General features: G+C 64.7%; 16 protein-coding genes. 11 read left to right on the top strand and 5 right to left on the bottom strand.

Features of this window, described 5'->3' with window-relative positions; translation table 11 throughout:
• Position 1: 1 nt before the first annotated feature.
• The gene (locus AC2FL1_RS02105) at positions 2 to 922 is read left to right on the top strand and encodes an ABC transporter permease (RefSeq protein ID WP_234138237.1); all 921 of its coding nucleotides are present in this window, start codon (positions 2 to 4) and stop codon (positions 920 to 922) included.
• Between the two features lie 73 nt (positions 923 to 995).
• Here AC2FL1_RS02105 and AC2FL1_RS02100 read toward each other — a convergent pair whose 3' ends face one another.
• Positions 996 to 1343, bottom strand: coding sequence for a hypothetical protein (locus AC2FL1_RS02100; protein WP_496826729.1), 348 nt, complete (start codon positions 1341 to 1343; stop codon positions 996 to 998).
• Between the two features lie 35 nt (positions 1344 to 1378).
• Positions 1379 to 2101, bottom strand: coding sequence for a DUF599 domain-containing protein (locus AC2FL1_RS02095; RefSeq protein ID WP_496875832.1), 723 nt, complete (start codon positions 2099 to 2101; stop codon positions 1379 to 1381).
• An 81-nt stretch (positions 2102 to 2182) separates the two neighbouring features.
• Between AC2FL1_RS02095 and AC2FL1_RS02090 the strand changes: the two genes are divergently transcribed.
• From AC2FL1_RS02090 to glcF, 3 genes are all read left to right on the top strand, one after another.
• Positions 2183 to 3631: an FAD-linked oxidase C-terminal domain-containing protein gene (locus AC2FL1_RS02090; protein ID WP_496875831.1), complete on the top strand. Its 1449-nt coding sequence runs from the start codon at positions 2183 to 2185 to the stop codon at positions 3629 to 3631.
• A 65-nt stretch (positions 3632 to 3696) separates the two neighbouring features.
• Positions 3697 to 4782, top strand: a complete 1086-nt coding sequence (locus tag AC2FL1_RS02085; protein ID WP_496826735.1) for an FAD-binding protein — start codon at positions 3697 to 3699, stop codon at positions 4780 to 4782.
• Positions 4783 to 4785: 3 nt separating this feature from the next.
• On the top strand, positions 4786 to 6108 hold the full coding sequence (glcF, locus tag AC2FL1_RS02080; RefSeq protein ID WP_496875830.1) for a glycolate oxidase subunit GlcF: 1323 nt from the start codon (positions 4786 to 4788) through the stop codon (positions 6106 to 6108).
• Here the strand turns inward: glcF and AC2FL1_RS02075 are convergent.
• On the bottom strand, positions 6105 to 7274 hold the full coding sequence (locus tag AC2FL1_RS02075; RefSeq protein WP_496875829.1) for a YbfB/YjiJ family MFS transporter: 1170 nt from the start codon (positions 7272 to 7274) through the stop codon (positions 6105 to 6107). The genes glcF and AC2FL1_RS02075 overlap by 4 nt on opposite strands.
• Positions 7275 to 7479: 205 nt before the next feature.
• Here AC2FL1_RS02075 and AC2FL1_RS02070 point away from each other — a divergent pair, with 205 nt between their 5' ends.
• The 3 genes from AC2FL1_RS02070 to AC2FL1_RS02060 all read left to right on the top strand — a co-directional run bounded on the left by AC2FL1_RS02070 (position 7480) and on the right by AC2FL1_RS02060 (position 9703).
• Entirely contained in the window at positions 7480 to 8292 is an 813-nt protein-coding gene (locus AC2FL1_RS02070) for a trypsin-like serine peptidase (RefSeq protein WP_496826741.1), read from the top strand.
• Complete coding sequence (locus tag AC2FL1_RS02065; RefSeq protein ID WP_496826743.1) at positions 8289 to 9107, top strand: trypsin-like serine peptidase; 819 nt, start codon at positions 8289 to 8291, stop codon at positions 9105 to 9107. The genes AC2FL1_RS02070 and AC2FL1_RS02065 overlap by 4 nt, the downstream gene beginning before the upstream one ends.
• A gap of 125 nt (positions 9108 to 9232) precedes the next feature.
• Positions 9233 to 9703, top strand: a complete 471-nt coding sequence (locus tag AC2FL1_RS02060) for an Hsp20 family protein (RefSeq protein ID WP_496826745.1) — start codon at positions 9233 to 9235, stop codon at positions 9701 to 9703.
• 247 nt (positions 9704 to 9950) lie between these two features.
• On the opposite strand, the gene AC2FL1_RS02055 is transcribed toward AC2FL1_RS02060, so the two are convergent.
• Complete coding sequence (locus tag AC2FL1_RS02055; RefSeq protein ID WP_496875828.1) at positions 9951 to 10649, bottom strand: glutathione S-transferase family protein; 699 nt, start codon at positions 10647 to 10649, stop codon at positions 9951 to 9953.
• Between the two features lie 84 nt (positions 10650 to 10733).
• Here AC2FL1_RS02055 and AC2FL1_RS02050 point away from each other — a divergent pair, with 84 nt between their 5' ends.
• The 3 genes from AC2FL1_RS02050 to pheT all read left to right on the top strand — a co-directional run bounded on the left by AC2FL1_RS02050 (position 10734) and on the right by pheT (position 15289).
• A complete protein-coding gene (locus AC2FL1_RS02050) occupies positions 10734 to 11423 on the top strand; it encodes a helix-turn-helix transcriptional regulator (RefSeq protein WP_496875827.1) in 690 nt (229 codons plus the stop codon).
• A 63-nt stretch (positions 11424 to 11486) separates the two neighbouring features.
• Complete coding sequence (locus tag AC2FL1_RS02045) at positions 11487 to 12758, top strand: lytic murein transglycosylase (RefSeq protein WP_496875826.1); 1272 nt, start codon at positions 11487 to 11489, stop codon at positions 12756 to 12758.
• Positions 12759 to 12892: 134 nt separating this feature from the next.
• On the top strand, positions 12893 to 15289 hold the full coding sequence (pheT, locus tag AC2FL1_RS02040) for a phenylalanine--tRNA ligase subunit beta (RefSeq protein ID WP_496826753.1): 2397 nt from the start codon (positions 12893 to 12895) through the stop codon (positions 15287 to 15289).
• A 55-nt stretch (positions 15290 to 15344) separates the two neighbouring features.
• Here pheT and AC2FL1_RS02035 read toward each other — a convergent pair whose 3' ends face one another.
• Positions 15345 to 16229 (bottom strand): LysR family transcriptional regulator, encoded by an 885-nt coding sequence (locus AC2FL1_RS02035; protein ID WP_496875825.1) that lies wholly within the window; start codon positions 16227 to 16229, stop codon positions 15345 to 15347.
• Between the two features lie 84 nt (positions 16230 to 16313).
• Between AC2FL1_RS02035 and AC2FL1_RS02030 the strand changes: the two genes are divergently transcribed.
• Positions 16314 to 16837, top strand: a 524-nt coding sequence (locus AC2FL1_RS02030) for a class I SAM-dependent methyltransferase (RefSeq protein WP_496875824.1), incomplete at its 3' end; no start/stop codon positions are given.

The raw sequence follows: 16837 nt of genomic DNA, 5'->3' as shown, positions 1-16837 counted from the left end.
CATGGCACTTCCCAAACACGCATCGCCCCTGGAACGGGTCTGGCACTACGCCTATCTCGTGATCTGCGCACTGATCTTTCTGTTCCTGATCGCGCCGATCCTGGTGATCATTCCACTCAGCTTCAACGCCGAGCCCTATTTCACCTTTACCGACAAGATGCTGTCCTTTGATGCCGAGGGGTTTTCGACCCGCTGGTATGATCTGCTGCTGACCTTTGGCATGCTTGAACCCGAGGCACCGCGCGACAGTTCATGGTGGGCCGACGCATGGGCGAACGCACAGTGGATCCAGGCCACCAAGAACTCGATCATCATCGGTTTCTTCTCGACCATCTTGGCCACCACGCTGGGCACCATCGCGGCGCTGGGCCTGTCCCGGCCCGAGATGCCCGGACGGCGCGCGGTCATGGCGATCCTGATCTCGCCGATGATCGTGCCGATCATCATCACCGCGACGGGCCTGTTCTTCTTCTACTCGTCGATCGGCATTCAGGACTGGGGCATACCCTATCTGGGTATCATTCTCGCCCATGCCACGCTTGGCATCCCCTTCGTGATCATCACTGTGACCGCAACGCTGGTCGGGTTCGACCATTCGCTGACGCGGGCCGCGGCGAATATGGGCGCTGATCCCGTCACCACCTTCTTCAAGGTGCAGATGCCGCTGATCCTGCCCGGTGTGATTTCGGGTGCGCTGTTCGCCTTTGTCACCTCGTTTGACGAGGTTGTGGTGGTGCTTTTTGTCGGCGGCCTGGACGAACAGACCATCCCGCGCCAGATGTGGAACGGTATCCGCGAACAGATCAGCCCGGCAATCCTGTCGGTGGCCACGATCCTCGTCGTGATCTCGATTGCGCTGTTGACCGTGGTGGAACTGCTGCGGCGTCGTTCCGAAAAGCTGCGCGGCATGTCGCCGGGCTGAAATCCGGCACAGGACCAACACGCAGGGGCCGGACAACCGGCCCCTTTTGCGTTGCTGCCCGTGTCCGTTCAGGTCAAGGCAGGTCCACGACCAGACGCAGCGGCGCCCAACCATCCACATTGCAACGCGCCTCGATCTGTACCTGCCGGGTGCCCGCTGGGACAGCCACCCCACCCAGCGAGCGGGTAAAGGGCTGCTCGGTCTCATGCGGATGGAACAAGGTACGCATCCCCAACTCCTGCCCCTGCATATCCAACACCCGCCAGCCATCGGCATAGTGATCCCAGCCGGTATCGGGGTGGCGCAGGGTGACATCGAAGCGCCAACCATCGCCACTTTGGTGCGCGGTGACTTTCTCGATCGCGGGCGGATCGGCCAGAACCGGGGCCGCCAGGAGAAGGAACGGAATCAGAAATCGCATAGCAACAGCCTAACCCGGTCGTCCCGTCGGCACGCTCACGATGCCGTGTCCAGGCTCCCTTCGGCTGGCAGGGTTAGCAGGACCGTTCGCGAGTGGGAGGCGAATTCGCGTCGGTAGAGCACCGCAACCGTCAACACCCCTGCCCCGATCAGCGCCAGTGGCCCGACCAACCAGGCCACCGAAGCGAGCGCGAAATAGGTCGAGCGCAGCCCCTTGTTGAAGCTTCGCGCAGCGGTGATGCAGATCTCGGCCGCCTGTGCCGCGCGCGGCAGACAGCGCGCATCCTCGGGCTCGTTCGGAACGGCGGCCATCAGCACCGCGCAGTACCCGAACAGGCGATTGGCCCAGACGAATTTCAGGAAGGCATTGGACAGAAACAGAAGCACGATCAATATCTTGACCTCCCACACCAGCGCCGGCGCGCTGGTTATCGCAAGGTCTTGTGCGATGTCCGACAACCGGTCGGTATTGCCGATCAGCGCCAGCCCGCCGCCCACCGCAATCACCGCGGTCGAAGCAAAGAAGGATGTCCCCTGCCGCATGATCGAGATCAGCTGCGCATCGAAAACGCGCGGCTGCCGGGTCACCATCTGGCGCATCCAGTCGCGTCGGAAATCCGCCATCAAGGCCGAGACCGAAGGCCTCCCCGGCGATGGATTCTCGATCCGCCAGCCGATCCACAGCCACCCCGCCAGCAAGACGGCAACGGCTAGGTAGTCCATCGGGGCAAAAGCAAGGGCGCGGTCGATCCAGGTCATGGGCGCGACAGTACGTCTTACCGCTTTGCCTTGCCAGATCGCAAAATTGGTAATATTACTTTACCAGATGGAGGATCCCCGATGGATATGCCCGCCCCGAATCCAACCGTTCTGGCCAAGAAGCCGCGCCTTGTGCAACGTCTGCGGCAGGTCTTGCCCGCCGATGCGGTGATCGACGACCTGTCCGAGACCCGCGCCTATGAATGCGACGCGCTGACCGCCTATCGCTGTCCGCCACTGCTTGTGGTGCTGCCCGCCTCGACACAGGACGTCTCGGACGTGCTGCGCATCTGCCATGAAGAGGGCGTGCCAGTGGTGCCGCGCGGTTCGGGCACGTCGCTGGCGGGGGGGGCATTGCCGACAGCCGACAGCGTGATCCTGGGCGTGGCCCGAATGAACGAGGTGCTGGAGACGGACTATGACAACCGCATCATCCGGGTGCAATCGGGCCGTACCAACCTGAGTGTCACCGGCGCGGTCGAGGCCGAAGATTTCTTTTACGCCCCTGATCCCTCGTCGCAGCTGGCCTGCGCCATCGCGGGCAATATCGCGATGAACTCGGGCGGGGCGCATTGCCTGAAATACGGGGTGACCACCAACAACCTGCTAGGCGTCACCATGGTGCTGATGGACGGCACCGTGGTCGAGATCGGCGGTGCGCATCTGGATGCGGCTGGGCTGGACCTGCTCGGCGTCATCTGTGGCAGCGAGGGGCAATTGGGCGTAGTCACCGAAGCCACACTGCGCATCCTGCGCAAGCCCGAGGGTGCGCGCCCGGTGCTGATGGCGTTCGACAGCAACGAGGTTGCGGGCGCCTGCGTCAGCGACATCATCAAGGCGGGCGTCCTGCCGGTGGCGATCGAGTTCATGGACCGGCTCTGTATCGAGGCCTGCGAAGCCTTTGCCAAGGCGGGTTATCCGCAATGCGAGGCGCTGTTGATTGTCGAGGTCGAGGGGTCCGAGGCCGAAATCGACGACCAATTGACCCGCATCATCGAGATCGCCCGGCGCCATAACCCGCTGGAACTGCGCGAAAGCCAGTCGGCCGAGGAAAGCGCCCGCATCTGGCTGGGCCGCAAATCGGCCTTTGGCGCCATGGGGCAGATCAACGATTACATGTGCCTTGACGGCACCATCCCCGTCTCCGCCCTGCCAATGGTGCTGCGCCGGATTGGCGAACTCAGCAAGGAATACGGGCTGAAGGTGGGTAACGTGTTCCACGCAGGCGATGGCAACATGCACCCGCTGATCCTGTTCGATGCCAACAAGCCCGGTGACCTGGAAAAATGTGAGGCATTTGGTGCTGATATCCTGAAACTCTGCGTCGATGCGGGCGGCTGCCTGACCGGCGAACACGGGGTAGGGATCGAGAAGCGCGACCTGATGCTGCACCAATATGCAGCAGAAGATCTTGAGGCGCAGATGGCGGTCAAGGACGTGTTCGACCCGCAGTGGCTGTTGAACCCTGCCAAGGTGTTTCCACTGTCGGTCTCGGAAAGCCGCCGCGCGGTACAGGTTGCGGCAGAGTAACGGGGGCGCCGCCCCCCTTGGCCTGCGGCCAATTCCCCCCGGAGTATTTGGAGCAAAGTGAAAAGATGAAACCCGAGACAGAGGCTGAACTGGCCGAGATCGTGGCCGGGCTGAGCGGGCCGGTGCGAATTCTGGGCGGTGGCACGCGCGGCATTCCGGGACCCGAGGCCGAGTTGGATATCTCGGGGTTGAGTGGCATCACGCTTTATGAACCCGGCGCGCTGACTCTTGTTGCCAAAGCGGGAACGCCCGTGGCCGAGATCGAGGCGGCGCTGGCAGCTGAGGGGCAGCGGCTCGCCTTTGAGCCGATGGATCATCGCGGATTGATGGGGACCGAGGGCACGCCCACCATCGGCGGCGTGGTGGCCGGAAATATCTCGGGCCCCCGCCGGATACAGGCGGGCGCGGCACGCGATTTCCTACTGGGGGTGCGCTATGTCGACGGGCTGGGCCAGGTGATCAGCAATGGTGGTCGGGTGATGAAGAATGTCACCGGCTATGACCTGGTCAAGCTGATGGCCGGGTCCTGGGGCACGTTGGGGGTGCTGAGCGAGGTCTCGCTGAAAGTGCTGCCAAGGGCCGAGACACAAGCCACTCTGACCGTTTCGGTACCCGATGCGGCATCCGCAGTGCGCGCGTTGTCGGCCGGGCTTGGCTCTCCCTATGAGGTGACCGGTGCGGCCTATGACCCAGCCTTGGGATCGGCGCTGGTTCGGATCGAGGGCTTCGAGGCCTCGGTCGCCTATCGGGCAGAGGCGCTGAGCCGACTGTTGGCACCATTCGGAGCCGTCGCGCGGCTGGAGGACGATCCCTGGCCGGGTATTCGCGATGTGGCGCCATTTCACGGGCGCGAAGGCGAGGTCTGGCGAATTTCGGTGAAACCGGGCGATGCGCCCGAGCTGGCCGCGCGTTGCAAGGCCGAGGCATTGCTGTTCGACTGGGGCGGCGGGTTGATCTGGGCGCTGATGCCCAAAGGCACCGACCTGCGCGCGCGGCTGGGCGAATTTGCGGGCCATGCGACCCTGATCCGAGGGGATCGGACGCAGCGCGCCATGTTCCAGCCGGAACCGGCCCCGCTTGCCGCGCTGTCACGCGGCCTGCGGCAGCGGTTCGACCCGAAAGGGCACTTCAACCCGGGACTGATGGGGTAAGCGATGCAGACGAATTTCACCGCCGAACAGCTGAGCGATCCCGGCATCCAGCGCGCCAACGAGATCCTGCGTTCCTGCGTACATTGCGGGTTCTGCACCGCCACCTGCCCGACCTATCAGGTGCTGGGAGACGAACTCGACAGCCCGCGCGGACGGATCTACCTGATCAAGGACATGCTGGAAAACAGCCGGGTACCGGATGCAAAGACAGTCAAGCATATCGACCGCTGCCTCAGCTGCCTGGCCTGCATGACCACCTGCCCCTCGGGCGTGAATTACATGCATCTGGTCGACCACGCGCGCGAATATATCGCGCAGAATTACCGCCGCCCGTTCAGCGACCGGGCGCTGCGCTGGATTCTGGCGCGCGTCCTGCCCTATCCAACACGGTTCCGGCTGGCTTTGCTGGGGGCCAAGATCGGCCGTCCGTTCCGCGGGTTGATGCCCGATGCGCGGCTGCGCGCGATGCTCGACATGACGCCGAAACATATCCCGCCAGTGAGCCGCAACGACGATCCGCAGAGCTTTGCCCCGACCGGCGCGCGCAAGAAACGCGTCGCCCTGATGACCGGCTGTGCGCAAAAGGCGCTGAACACCGATATCAACGACGCCACCATCCGCCTGCTGACCCGGCTGGGTTGCGAGGTCGTGGTGGCCGAGGGGGCGGGCTGCTGCGGCGCGCTGACCCATCACATGGGGCGCACCGGTGAAAGCCACGCGACGGCGGCAAAGAACATCCGCGCCTGGGTGCGCGAAATGGATGGTGCGGGCCTGGACGCGATCGTGATCAACACCAGCGGCTGCGGCACCACCGTCAAGGATTACGGCCACATGTTCCGCAACGAGCCGCTGGCAGCCGAGGCCGCCCGCGTGTCGTCCATCGCGATGGACATAAGCGAGTTGTTGATGCAGCTCGACCTGCCCGAAGGTACCGACAAGGGGCTGACCGTGGCCTATCACGCTGCCTGCTCGCTGCAACACGGGCAAAAGATCAAGACCTATCCCAAGGACCTGCTGAAACGCGCGGGGTTCAAGGTGGTCGAACCTGCCGACAGCCATCTCTGCTGCGGCTCGGCCGGGACCTATAACCTGATGCAGCCCGAGATCTCGGGCAAGCTCAAGGCGCGCAAGGTCCGCACGCTTGAGGCAAAGAAGCCCGACCTGATCGCGGCGGGCAATATCGGTTGCATGATGCAGATTGGCTCGGGCACCGAACTGCCGATCATGCACACGGTGGAACTGCTGGACTGGGCCACGGGCGGGCCACAGCCACCGGCGATGACCGCGCCGGGCAAGCGCGCGCCCGAAGTACCGATCCTGCGTTAAAGCGGCCGCTGCCGCGATGCAATCGCCGCCCCGGCCAGCAAGAGGCCGGCGGCGACCAGCAGGCTGACGCCGATGTCGCCGACCAGATCGCCGACCAACCCGGCCCCATAGGGGCCGAGCGTCTGGGCAACGGCAAACACCACCGTGAACAGGCTGATCGCCCGGCCCCAGCTTTCGGGCGGCAGGTTCTGGCGCGCGAAATTGGTCACCGCCCCCGGCGCCATAAATACCGACAGACCAAAGACCACCGCCGAGACCAACAGGGCCGGACCATTGGGCAACACCACCGGCAAGGCGGAGCCGACGGCGATGCCGGTCAGGATCATCGCCAACGGCAGGCCCGAGGCATGGCGCGCCAGCACCGGCCGCCACACCAGCGGCGAGACCGAGATGCACAGCCCCAGGATTACCCAGACCAGAGCGATGAAGGGTGCGCTGGCCGCCTGCTCGGTCATCCAGGCCGACAGAAAGGTCAGATAGACGATGTATCCCAGACCAAACCCGGCATAACCCGCCAGTTCCGGCAGCATCCGGCGCAGCGGCAACGGGGCTTGCCCCGCCTGCGACTGGACAAGGGCGCGTTGTTGCACCGCCGCCCAAAGGGCCAGCGGCAGGAAGGTCAGGCTGGCGCCGCCAATCAGATACCAGGCCAGCGGCCATGCTGCCGGGCCATATGCCTCCAGAAACAGCGGCAGCGCGGCTCCGGCCAGCACAATGCCGAAGCCTCCGCCTGACCCGAACAAGATCGCGATAGCCAGCGCGTTACGCCTCGGATCGTCGCGGAACAGGCCAGCGGTCAGCGTTCCGGCAGTGGAAAAGGACATCGCGCCAAAGAACCCGGCAAGAATGCGCCAAGATGTCTGCCACCACAGTTCGGCATTCGCTCCGGTAGCCAGCAGCGCCAGTGTGGTGGCAATCAGACCGATGACGAACAAGCGCACCGGGCCGACGCGCCGGATCGCCATCATGGTTAGCACCGCGCCCGCGATATAGCCCAGCGCATTGGCCGTGTTCAGCCAGCCCGCCTGGGCATAGTTCCACTGCATCTCCGATTTCATCGCTGGCAGCAGCAGACCATAGGCAAAGCGGGCAAACCCGTTGGTCACTGTCACCCCAAGCGCCAGCCCCGCCAGCACCAGCCATGACCGTGTAGCAGACAATGTCATTGCTCGACCGATAGATGCAGAGACAATTCGGAACCCTTGTTATGTCGGTGTCGTCAGCCACGCGGCAACTGATGCGACCCTGCCAAGCCTGACCGTTTGGCGCAAGCGGCAGCTCGCGCATATCCGTCAAGAAGTCCCGACCGCGCCCCATTTTCGCCCAATGCGCCCACTACTTCTGTCCCCGACAACAGGTGCGGAGGACCGCGTGCGCAAATCCATACTGGCATTCGTTCTTGCCACCGCGGCGACCATCGCGGGTGCGCAGGACAGCGGGCTGACCAGCCTTGAAACCACCGATGCCGGGCGCAGCTGGCTTGCAGTCGGGCGGCTGGATATCGACGGGACCGGGTTCTGTACCGGCGCCCTGATCGCGCCCGATCTGGTGCTGACCGCCGCCCATTGTCTTTACGACAAAACCACCGGACAGCGGATCGACCCGGCCCGGATCGAGTTCCTGGCAGGTTGGCGGCGCGGGCGCGCCTCGGCCTATCGCAGGGTTGCGCGGGCGGTTCATCACCCCGACTATCTTTACGAAGGTTCGGTCACCGCCGACCGGGTACGCAACGACCTGGCGCTTTTGAAGCTGAGCCAGCCGATCCGCAACACCACCGTCATCCCGTTTGAGACCGGCAGCCACCCGATGCGGGGCGATGCGGTCCAGGTGGTCTCCTATGCCCATGACCGGGCCGAGGCGCCCTCGCTGCAAAGGTCCTGCGCGGTCATGGCCCGGCAGCAGGGCGTGCTGGTCATGACCTGCGATGTGGACTTCGGCGCCTCGGGGTCTCCGGTCTTCAGCCTGTCGGACACCACACCACGCATCGTCTCGGTGGTTTCGGCCAAGGCCGAGGTCGATGGCGCACGCGTGGCGCTTGGCACCTCGCTCGATGACACTCTGACCTATCTGATGGGAGAACTGGACAGTCGCAAACGGGTTGCCAATCCGACGGTACCTCGCGTCAACCGCCTGTCCGTCAGCAATCGGGGCAGCGCATCGGGCGCCAAGTTTGTCAAACCATGAAGGCACTATGCGCCCTTGCACTCTCGGCCCTGCTGGCCCTGCCTGCCCTGGCACAGAATTCCGGGCTCCGCCGCCTGACCGACCGCGACGACCTGTTCGGGTGGGAGGCAGTCGGGCGGCTTGACATTGCCGAACAGGGATTTTGCACTGGCACCCTGATTGCCCCCGACCTGGTTCTGACCGCCGCCCATTGCGCCTTTGACGGGCGCACCAGCGCACATTACCGCGCGGGCGAGATCACCTTTCGCGCCGGTTTCCGCGATGGCACCTCCATAGCCGACCGCCGTGTCGTGCAGATCGTGACACCTTCCGAATTCCAGCCCGCGGGCGCTGTCTCGGCCGAGCGTATCCGGGTCGATGTCGCCCTGATGCGGCTGGACAATCCGGTGCCGACCGCGCTGGCCGACCCCTTCGCCCTGCATTCGGGCGACGTGACCGGCAGCGAAATCAGCGTCTCGTCCTACGGGCGCGGTCGGGCCGAGGCGATATCGCGCCAGCGCGCCTGCCAGATGCTCTGGCGGCAAGAGGGGCTGATCGCCTTTGACTGTGACGTGACCTTTGGCTCGTCCGGCGCGGCCATCCTTGCGCGCGAAGGCAGCCGGGGCCGCGTGTTGTCGCTGGTTTCCGCCGGTGCCGTGATCGAAGGCCGCTCTATCGGCTATGGCATGGAACTGGCCGAAACCGTCGCCGCCCTGAAACAGAAGCTGCGCGCCAATGCCCTGGCGCCGGCGGCCAATATCCGCCGCCTGCAAGTGGGCGGCGGCCTGTCGTCGGGCGCCTCTGGGGCCAAGTTCCTGCGTCCCGGCGGCTCTTGAAAACACTTCTGCGCTTTCCCATGTCAATTTGACCGGGCCGCCGCAAAGCGGGGTCCGGGCCTGAAACCGCCCGTCCGTGACGGAGGGCTTTGGAATCAATCGCTCGAAGAAGAGGATTACGACATATGCGCAGTTTCGATTTCGCCCCGCTGCACCGCGCCAGCATCGGTTTCGACCAGATCGCCGATCTGATGGACAGGGTCATGTCAAGCGACGTGGGGCAGCCCAGCTATCCGCCCTATAACATCGAGAAAACCGCCGCAGACGCCTATCGCATCTCGATCGCGGTGGCCGGTTTCGCCGATAGCGACCTGTCGGTCGAGGTCAAGGAAAATGCCCTGGTGATCTCGGCCCGCAAGGCCGCCGACGAGGCCGAACGGACCTATCTGCATCGCGGCATCGCCACCCGTGCGTTCGAACGCCGCTTCACTCTGGCCGATCACGTGCGCGTGACCGGAGCCAGCCACGAAAACGGCATGCTGCATATCGACCTGAAGCGCGAGATTCCCGAGGCGCTGAAACCGCGCCGGATCGAGATCGCTTCGGTCAAATCCGCCGACACGCCCGAACGGATCGAGGCAAAGTCGGTCAACTAACCTCCGATCCGCGCGCCCCTGCGGTTTGATGGGCGCGCGGGTCATTCGCGATAAACCGGACCTCCCTCGGTTGTCGCGCCTTGCGCGCGCCTCATGTTCCTCCAGGCATGGGGCGCGCCGTTCGTTTCGAGCCGTGATCCGGGGTTGGCGCAACAGATGGCCAGCCAGCGCGCGCAAGTTGACCAGACCCGCGCTGTGCGGTCGGACAGGCCGCAAACCGAAACAAGCTTTTAATCCAAAGGGCTGGTCATGTCAGGGGAATGGTCGCGTCCATCCTGTCGACATAGTCCGACAATAGCCGGTCACCCGCGACGCGGCGTTGCAGCGGGGTCGCGACCGGTGTCGCCCGCATCGCGGCCAGCATCGGCGCGACCGACAGATCGGCACCGGTTCGCGTATCACCAAAGAGGAAGGGTTTCTGCCACAACAGTGCGGTCACCGCTTCGAAACTGCGCTCGACCCGGTCGCGCCGATCTGTTTCGGAAAACCGGCCCATGCCCTGAAAGTCGAGCCCGCGCAGCACTTGCGCCCGGATCCGATTGGTGACCGGTTTGCGCAACAGGCGCGGGATCTCACCAAAGAATGTGTCGCAAATGATTGCCCAGACCGCGTCATCGCCCCATCGATCCAGCACCAGATAGGGATACAGGTGATCCTCGGCCATATGGATCAGCGCCCGCGCACTGGCCCGCTGGGCATCGGTCAGACCACGGTCGAATTCCGCGCCCCGCGACTCCAGCCAGGCGCGGATACCATCGCTGTCGGGCACCAGCCGTTCCGGCGTGCGCAGGACGGGCAGTTTGCCATGAGGCATGCGGCGCGGATCGTTCATGTCCTGTCGTTGCCAGGTGTGCCTGCTCAGTTGCATCAGATAGGCCGCTTTCACGCAAAACGGGCTGGCAGAGTATAGCCCGAAGGCCTTGGGAAACATAATCAGGGTCAACATCTGTCCGATCCTTGGTTTCAACTGCCGACTGGATAGGGCAGCATAATGCCAGTTTCTGTCATCAGCATCGGGTTACCCTGCGCCATGTCCAAAACCGCAAGATTGTTCCAGCTGATGCAGGCCCTGCGCTCGGGCCCGGCGCCGCATACCTCGACGGCGCTGGCACAGGATCTGGGCGTCTCTTCCCGTACCATCCATCGCGACATCGACGCGCTGCGCGGTCTTGGCGCCGTGATCGACGGCGAAGCAGGGTTTGGCTTTACCCTGATCGAGGACGCCACCCTGCCCCCGCTCGGCTTTACCGATGACGAGTTGGAGGCGCTGGTTCTGGGTCTGCGCGAGGCGGAACTGATCGGCGACCCGGCACTCAGCCAGGCCGCCAGCGCCGCCTTGCGCAAGCTTCAGGGCCGTCTGCCGCCGCGCCAGTCGCACCGCCTGTCACATGCGGTGCTGACCGCGACCCGGTTTGACCGGCCCCAGCCACCGACAATCCCGGTGGCCCAGCTGCGCGCCGCCGCCTGGGACGAGATGGCGGTCAGCTTCAACTATACCGACATGCATGGCGCCGCCACCTCGCGCACTGTCTATCCGCTGTCCATCGTCTATATGGATCGCTCCAGCGTGCTGATTGCCTGGTGCCTGTTGCGAAAGGATGTGCGGGTGTTCCGGCTGGACCGGATGCGCGATCTGGAGGTCACCGGGCAGAGCTTTCGCCCGCGCAGGGTGCCGATGCTGCGCGATGCACTGGCACAGATCCGCGCGCAACAGGTGTGAGTGCTTTGTCCGCCGCCGCTTTCGCAGTAGTCTGGGGGCGAGCAGCAAAACAGGGCGCGACCCATGATCCGGTTCCTGACATCTCTGGCGTTATGCCTGGGCGGCAGCGTTGCGGCGGAAACACCCGCCACGCTGATACCGGCGGTGGCGCAATCGCTGCGCCCAGTATTGCGGCCGGTTACACTCACGCCTGCCTCTCAGGATCTCGAAGCGCAGTTTCAAACCTGGTTGGCCGGGTTTCGCGCCCGTGCGCTGGCTCTCGGCATCACCCCGGCTACGCTGGATGCCGCCTTGCCCGGCCTCCGCTATGATGCCGAAGTGGTCCGGCGCGACCGCAACCAGGCGGAGTTCACCAAAACGATCTGGGATTACCTCGACACTGCCGTGTCCGAGGCCCGCATCGCCAATGGCCGCAAGGCCGTCGCGCGCCATACCGACCTGCTGACCCGGATCGAGGCACAATGGGGCGTCGACCGCCATGTGGTCGCCGCCATCTGGGGACTGGAAAGCGCCTATGGCGCGGTACGCGGGAGCGACAGCACCCTACGTTCGCTGGCTTCGTTGGCCTTTGACACGCGTCGCGCCGCGTTCTTCGAAGAACAGCTGATCGCCGCCCTACGCATTCTTGACAGAGGCGATGCCCGGCTGCGCGATCTGCGCGGCAGCTGGGCGGGCGCGATGGGCCATACCCAGTTCATGCCGACCTCATATCAGGATCACGCGGTGGATTTCACCGGCGACGGGCGCCGCGATATCTGGTCGGACGACCCCAGCGACGCGCTGGCCTCGACCGCTGCTTATCTCAAGGCCAATGGCTGGGTCAGCGGCCAACCCTGGGGGGTCGAGGTGCAGTTGCCAAAGGGGTTCGACCTGACAAGCGCACGGCGCGAGTTGACAAGGATGCCGTCGGATTGGGCCGCTCAGGGCGTGCGCGACGTTCAGGGCCACGCGGTGCCCGACCATGGCCCCGCCAGCATCCTGCTGCCCGCCGGGCATAGCGGCGCGGCCTTCATGATCTTTGACAATTTCGCGGTGATCGAGACCTATAACACCGCCGATGCCTATGTGATCGGGGTCGGCCATCTGGCCGACCGCATCGCCGGTGGGGGGCCGATCCGGGGCAGCTGGCCACGCGCCGACCGGGCGCTGACCCTGGACGAACGGATCGAGCTGCAAGAGCGCCTGACCGCCGCCGGGTTCGATACGCAAAAGATCGACGGCAAGATCGGACCGCTGACCATCAACGCGGTGCGCGACTATCAGCTGGATCAGGGCCTGGCGCCTGACGGCTACGCCTCGTTGCGGGTGCTGGAACGGCTGCGCAACGCAAGCTGACAGCCCGCACATATGCGGTCCACTCTTTTCCATCCTGACCTAATCCGCTAAAGCCGGTCTGACCAAAACGAACCTTGGCAGCAGCGTACCGGAACCGGCGACGGGCTGACCCGCATCAAGGACAGGACGACGACATGAAATTCACCCTCTCCTGGCTGAAGGACCACCTGGACACCACCGCCAGCGTGGACGAAATCGCCGAGGCGCTGACCGATCTGGGGCTCGAAGTCGAAGGCATCGAGAACCCAGCCGCGCGTCTGGCCGGGTTCACTCTGGCCCATGTCAAATCGGCCCAGCAACACCCCGATGCCGACCGCCTGCGCGTCTGCGTGGTGGAAACCAACGAGGGCGAGAAACAGATCGTCTGCGGCGCCCCCAACGCGCGCGAAGGCATCACCGTGGTTTTGGCAAAGCCGGGCGACTATGTGCCCGGCATCGACGTGACCCTCTCGGTCGGCAATATCCGCGGTGTCGAAAGCCACGGCATGATGTGTTCCGAGCGCGAGCTGGAACTGTCTGAGGAACATGACGGCATCATCGAACTGCCCTCGGGCGAGGTGGGCGAGCTGTTCATCGATTGGCTGGCCGAGAACGACCCGGCCAAGGTCGACCCGGTGATCGAGATCGCGATCACCCCCAACCGCCCCGACGCGCTGGGCGTGGCGGGCATCGCCCGCGACTTGGCCGCGCGCGGCATTGGTACGCTGAAAACCCGCGCCTATGCGCCGGTGCCAGGCGATTTTGACTGCCCGATCAAGGTCACCATCGACGAGGATACCCGCGACGGCTGCCCGCTGTTCACCGGCCGCCTGATCCGTGACGTGCGCAATGGCCCCAGCCCGCAATGGTTGCAGGACCAGCTGCGCGCCATCGGCCTGCGCCCGATCTCGGCGCTGGTCGATATCACCAATTACATGACCTATGACCACAACCGCCCGCTGCACGTCTTTGACGCGGACAAGGTCAAGGGCAACCTGCGCGTCCACCGCGCGGCAGGGGGCGAAACGCTCAAGGCGCTGGACGAGAAGGAATACACCTTCCAGCCCGGCATGATGGTGATCTCGGACGATGAAGGGCCCGAGAGCATCGCCGGTATCATGGGCGGTGACGCCACTGGCTGTACCGAGGAGACGGTGAATGTCTTCCTCGAAAGCGCCTATTGGGACAATGTGCAGATCGCGCTTGCGGGCCGCGCACTCAAGATCAACTCGGACGCGCGCTATCGCTTCGAGCGCGGGGTCGATCCGGAATACACGCTCGAAGGGCTGGAACACGCGACCCAGATGATCCTCGATATCTGCGGCGGCGAGGCCTCGAGCGTGGTGATCGCGGGTGCGGTTCCCAACCATTCCCGCGCCTACAAGCTGGACGCCGAACGCGTGCGGTCGCTGGTCGGCATGGACATCCCCGAAAGCGAACAGCGCCAGACGCTGACGCGCCTTGGCTTCCGGCTCGAAGGCAACATGGCGCATGTGCCCAGCTGGCGCCCGGATGTGCAGGGCGAGGCCGATCTGGTCGAGGAAGTGGCCCGCATCGCGTCGCTGACCAAGCTGGTGGGCAAGCCGCTTCCGCGTCTGACCTCTGGCGTGCCGAAACCGGTGATGACACCGCAACAGCGCCGCCTGTCGATGGCGCGCCGCACGGCGGCCTCGCTGGGGTACAACGAATGCGTCAGCTACACCTTCATCGACCAGGCCTCGGCCGCGCTGTTCGGCGGCGGGACTGATGCGACCATGCTGGAAAACCCGATCTCGTCGGAAATGAGCCACATGCGCCCCGACCTGCTGCCGGGCCTGCTGGCTGCCGCTGCCCGCAACCAGGCGCGCGGCTTTGCCGATCTGGCCCTGTTCGAGGCGGGGCCTGTGTTCCACGGCGGTGAGCCGGGCGAACAGCGGGCGCAGATCGCGGGCCTCTTGGTCGGCCGTACCGGACCCAAGGACGTGCATGGCGCCGCGCGCCCGGTCGATGTCTATGACGCCAAGGCCGATGCCGAGGCGGTACTGGCCGCCATGGGGGCGCCCGCCAAGGTGCAGATCCTGCGCGGGGCCGAGGGCTGGTGGCATCCGGGCCGCCATGGCCGTATCTGCCTTGGCCCGAAAAAGGTTCTGGGCATCTTTGGCGAGCTGCACCCCCGCGTGTTGCAGGCAATGGACGTCAAGGGACCGGCGGTCGCCTTCGTGCTCTGGCCCGAAGAAGTGCCGCTGCCCCGCAAATCGGGCACCACGCGCGAGGCGCTTGCACTGCGCGACCTGCAAGCGGTCGAACGCGATTTTGCCTTTGTGGTCGATGCAGGCGTCGAGGCGCTGACACTGGTCAATGCCGCCGCCGGGGCCGACAAGGCGCTGATCGAGGATGTGCGCGTCTTTGACGAGTTCATTGGCGGTTCGCTGGGCGAAGGCAAGAAATCGCTCGCCATCACCGTGCGCCTGCAACCGACCGAGGCAACGCTCAAGGAAAAGGATATCGAGGCCGTCAGCGCCAAGATCGTCGAGAAGGTCGCCAAGGCCACCGGCGGAACCCTGCGCGGCTGATCCGGCTCCCGTATCACTGTACAAGGGCGTGCCTCCCGGTGCGCCCTTTTGCGTCTCAAGCGGCCAGAAAATCGGCCAATATGTCGAACACCAGACGGATGCGCCGGCTGGTATGCACCTCGCGATGCGCGGTCAGCCAGACCGGGAACACCAGCGGCTCCATCTCTGGCAATATCCGCTCCACGCCTTCGGTCAATGCGGCTACATCATCGCTCATCGGTGCTATGCCGAACCCCTGCCGCACATAGTCCCAGGCCACCACGCCGCTTTGCGAGCCGAGCCGGAAATTCGCACGCGTCAGCGGCAAGCCCAGCGGCGCCAAGTGCCCAAGCATCTCGCTGACATCGCCAAAGGCGATGAAGTCATGTGTCGCCAGATCATCCTTGGTCACCGGACGCCCGCGCCAGTCGAGATAGCAGGAGGCGGCATAGAAATGCGCCGTCGCCTCGCGCACCAACCGGGCGATCAGATCGGGCTGTTCGGGTCGGACATGGCGGATGGCGATATCGGCCTCGCGCCGCATCAGATCGCGGATATCGTTGGCGGCGATGACCTCAATCTCCAGCCGGGGGGCCTGATTGCGGATACGTCGCAGCGCCTCCGGCAGCACATAGGCCGACATTACGTCGCTGGCGGTGATCCGGACCCGGCCCTCGATGGATTGAGCCTGGCCCGAAGCCGCCAACGCCACCCGCTCCGCCGCTGCCCCCATGGCGCGCGTATGCTCCAGCAGGTCGGCCCCCGCCTCGGTCAGCACCAGCGCCCGCCCGATCCGCTCGAACAGCAAGACACCCAGATCCTGCTCCAGCGCCGCGACCTGGCGGCTGAGCGTCGGCTGTGTCAGGTTCAATCGCCGCGCGGCCGCCGACAGCGATCCCGCCTCGGCGGTTTTCAGAAAGGCGCGGATGTGGTTCCAGTCCAGCTTGGTCAGATCATTCATGCATTCCTGTATAAGCAAACTGCGAATTTCGGCAATTTCTAATGACTCTGCGTATATCTATTGTGCCGCCAAAAGGAGACACGCATGGTTGACAGCGTCACATTCTGGAACCGGATTGCCGAAAAATACGCCCGCAGCCCGATCGCGGACATGGCATCCTATGACTATACACTCGAACGCACCGCCGCCCACCTGAAGCCCATCGACCGGGTTCTAGAACTGGGCTGCGGCACCGGCACCACCGCCTTGCGGCTGGCGCCGAAGGTGGCTGGGATCGTCGCCACCGACATTGCGCCTGCAATGCTGGCCGTGGGGCGGCGCAAGGCGGCGGAACAGGGGGTGGAGAACGTCGAGTTTGTAGAAGCCCGGGCCGAGACACCGCCCGAAGGGACGTTCGATGCGGTACTGGCCTTCAACCTGCTGCATCTGGTCGATGATCTCGATGCCAGCCTGGCCGCGATCCATGACCGGCTAAAGCCTGGCGGGTTGTTCATCTCCAAGACTTTCTGCTTGAGCAAGGGCCGCAACAGCCTGAAGCTCACCCTGATCCGCCTCGCCCTGCCGGTGATGCAACTGCTGGGCAAGGCACCCCCGGTTATCTTTTCGAC

It is taken from the genome of Ruegeria sp. YKSF070 (assembly GCF_059612725.1).
Note: the sequence above shows the minus strand (reverse complement) of the source record. Positions and strands in the feature narration are given on the sequence as shown.

Excerpts from the sequence above, each read along its gene's own strand:
- AC2FL1_RS02105 (WP_234138237.1), top strand. The coding sequence starts at position 2 with ATGGCACTTCCCAAACACGCATCGCCCCTGGAACGGGTCTGGCACTAC.
- AC2FL1_RS02100 (WP_496826729.1), bottom strand. The coding sequence starts at position 1,343 with ATGCGATTTCTGATTCCGTTCCTTCTCCTGGCGGCCCCGGTTCTGGCC.
- AC2FL1_RS02095 (WP_496875832.1), bottom strand. The coding sequence starts at position 2,101 with ATGACCTGGATCGACCGCGCCCTTGCTTTTGCCCCGATGGACTACCTA.
- AC2FL1_RS02090 (WP_496875831.1), top strand. The coding sequence starts at position 2,183 with ATGGATATGCCCGCCCCGAATCCAACCGTTCTGGCCAAGAAGCCGCGC.
- AC2FL1_RS02085 (WP_496826735.1), top strand. The coding sequence starts at position 3,697 with ATGAAACCCGAGACAGAGGCTGAACTGGCCGAGATCGTGGCCGGGCTG.
- glcF (WP_496875830.1), top strand. The coding sequence starts at position 4,786 with ATGCAGACGAATTTCACCGCCGAACAGCTGAGCGATCCCGGCATCCAG.
- AC2FL1_RS02075 (WP_496875829.1), bottom strand. The coding sequence starts at position 7,274 with ATGACATTGTCTGCTACACGGTCATGGCTGGTGCTGGCGGGGCTGGCG.
- AC2FL1_RS02065 (WP_496826743.1), top strand. The coding sequence starts at position 8,289 with ATGAAGGCACTATGCGCCCTTGCACTCTCGGCCCTGCTGGCCCTGCCT.
- AC2FL1_RS02060 (WP_496826745.1), top strand. The coding sequence starts at position 9,233 with ATGCGCAGTTTCGATTTCGCCCCGCTGCACCGCGCCAGCATCGGTTTC.
- AC2FL1_RS02055 (WP_496875828.1), bottom strand. The coding sequence starts at position 10,649 with ATGTTGACCCTGATTATGTTTCCCAAGGCCTTCGGGCTATACTCTGCC.
- AC2FL1_RS02050 (WP_496875827.1), top strand. The coding sequence starts at position 10,734 with ATGTCCAAAACCGCAAGATTGTTCCAGCTGATGCAGGCCCTGCGCTCG.
- AC2FL1_RS02045 (WP_496875826.1), top strand. The coding sequence starts at position 11,487 with ATGATCCGGTTCCTGACATCTCTGGCGTTATGCCTGGGCGGCAGCGTT.
- pheT (WP_496826753.1), top strand. The coding sequence starts at position 12,893 with ATGAAATTCACCCTCTCCTGGCTGAAGGACCACCTGGACACCACCGCC.
- AC2FL1_RS02035 (WP_496875825.1), bottom strand. The coding sequence starts at position 16,229 with ATGAATGATCTGACCAAGCTGGACTGGAACCACATCCGCGCCTTTCTG.